The organism is Candidatus Kurthia intestinigallinarum (assembly GCF_003991225.1).
Taxonomy (GTDB): Bacteria; Bacillota; Bacilli; order Bacillales_A; family Planococcaceae; genus Kurthia; species Kurthia populi.
This window is the reverse complement of sequence record NZ_JTFC01000102.1, coordinates 1-1,751: the sequence shown is the minus strand read 5'-3', so window position 1 is coordinate 1,751 and position 1,751 is coordinate 1. Positions and strand designations below refer to the sequence as shown.

The 1,751-nt window shown below is 29.2% G+C and carries 2 protein-coding genes; one reads left to right on the top strand and one right to left on the bottom strand.

Annotated features, from left to right (window positions below; all coding sequences use genetic code 11):
* Positions 1 to 587: 587 nt before the first annotated feature.
* Complete coding sequence (locus QI30_RS18890; RefSeq protein WP_126992077.1) at positions 588 to 1,022, bottom strand: hypothetical protein; 435 nt, start codon at positions 1,020 to 1,022, stop codon at positions 588 to 590.
* 208 nt (positions 1,023 to 1,230) lie between these two features.
* On the opposite strand from QI30_RS18890, the gene QI30_RS18885 reads away from it, so the two are divergent.
* Positions 1,231 to 1,751, top strand: a 521-nt coding sequence (locus QI30_RS18885; RefSeq protein ID WP_425475036.1) for a rolling circle replication-associated protein, incomplete at its 3' end; no start/stop codon positions are given.

Here is a 1,751-nt window from a genome sequence, read left to right as displayed (position 1 = left end):
TCCAGCAATATTCGTAGCAAGTATGGTGGGCTATATGTATTCAATGGTTGAGTTTGAATTTAAAAAAGATAAGGAAAAATATAAAGTTTTAGAGGACAAAGAATAGTATTTCTGCCAGAATAAAATCAATATTTTGTTATTTTTATGATTAATAAGTATTTTCTTTTGAAAGTTAGGTTTACCTTTTGGCTTTTCAATCCCTATACATAATGTAAGCATAAAATAATTGGGGATATTGAATGTGGGGGCTATTAACAGATAATAAGGGATTTCATATGTAGATTGGATCTGGAGTAGCTGCATCTACACGAAATAGGTTGTATTTCTCCGATACGATAAGAATTATATTTTTGAGTTGTATTATATGACGAATTGAGTTGTTACAGTTAAATTTGTAAATAATGTAGTAATGATTGTAAGATCAGCATTTAATTATGTTAATTTTAAAGAATTTAGAAGCTTCCGATGAGGAGGCTTTTTATTTTTTTGAATAAGAACAAACGTTCTTTTAAAAGGTGTGCATAGACGCGTAATTCTTTATTATCAGAGTTTGCAAAAAGAATATAAAAAAAGCCCTATTTTGGGCTCTAAATGCGATCTAATTGTTCATACAACTTTTCAGTTTCTTCGTCTAGCCAAGTATAAAGATATTTTAAATTTTGGCGTGCTTCTTTATATAAGCCTTCTCTTGCTAAATCTTCAAAAGAGGTCGGTGTAGCTTCGGTTTTTTCTAAATCAGTAATCTGATCGGTTTTATGAACCTGTTGTGTTTTGATATCCCAATAATAAAGAATATCCTTTTTAATCGCTAGTATTGGACCATTGAAAAGTTGGATATCACTATCAGGTAATGGGAATGGTAATTTCTTTTTACTGTAGAACTCTATAATAACTTCAGATTCATACAGAAGTATTTCAAAGTCTTTTGCTCGATTTTTAATCTTTTCTTCAATTTGCTTCAAGGCTTCTTGATAGCGATCATATTGAGTTGCAACTGGTTGTAAATGTAGGTTGGTATGCACGCATATTCACCCTTTCTATAAAATATGTATAAGTATATTTTTGCATAATAAGTTAAATAAATACATAAAAATATTCAGGAGTTTTGGGTGAAAAAAAGAGCGGTTCTTTTATGTAATTACCTTGTTATTATTTACCTTACATAAAAGAACCATAGTAATTAAAATTTGAATAATTTATTAATTTAACAAAGGAGTGAAGTAAATAATTATGAATTCACAATCAGAAGAAATTTATGAAAATATACCTCTAGATGAGCAGGATGCTTTATGGGATATAAAACAGGAACTTGCAGAAGTAGAAGAAAAGGCTACAAATTTAGCAAGAACTTTGAAAAATTCTAAATCTTATTCAACAAAGGTATATGTAAGTGGTGACAGTGTAGAAGTATACTTTCATATAACACCTATCCAATTAAGAGATTTATCAAGTAGTGATACAGGTAAATACAGACGTAGCTACTCTAAAAATGACAACAAGACACCTGAAGAACGACTAAAATCAAGAGCTAAGAGTAATATCAGAGCTAGAAATACTGTTAAAAGACTTATCAAAGCCAATTTTTCTAACGGCGATAAATTCATTACTTTAACATTTGAAAAGAATATAACTGATGTAAAAGAAGCCAATAAAGCATTAAAAAACTTCAAGAAAAAATTGCGTAGATTATGTAAAAATGAAGAGCTTAAATTTATTGATGTAATAGAGTTTCAAGAAAGAGGAGCGATTCA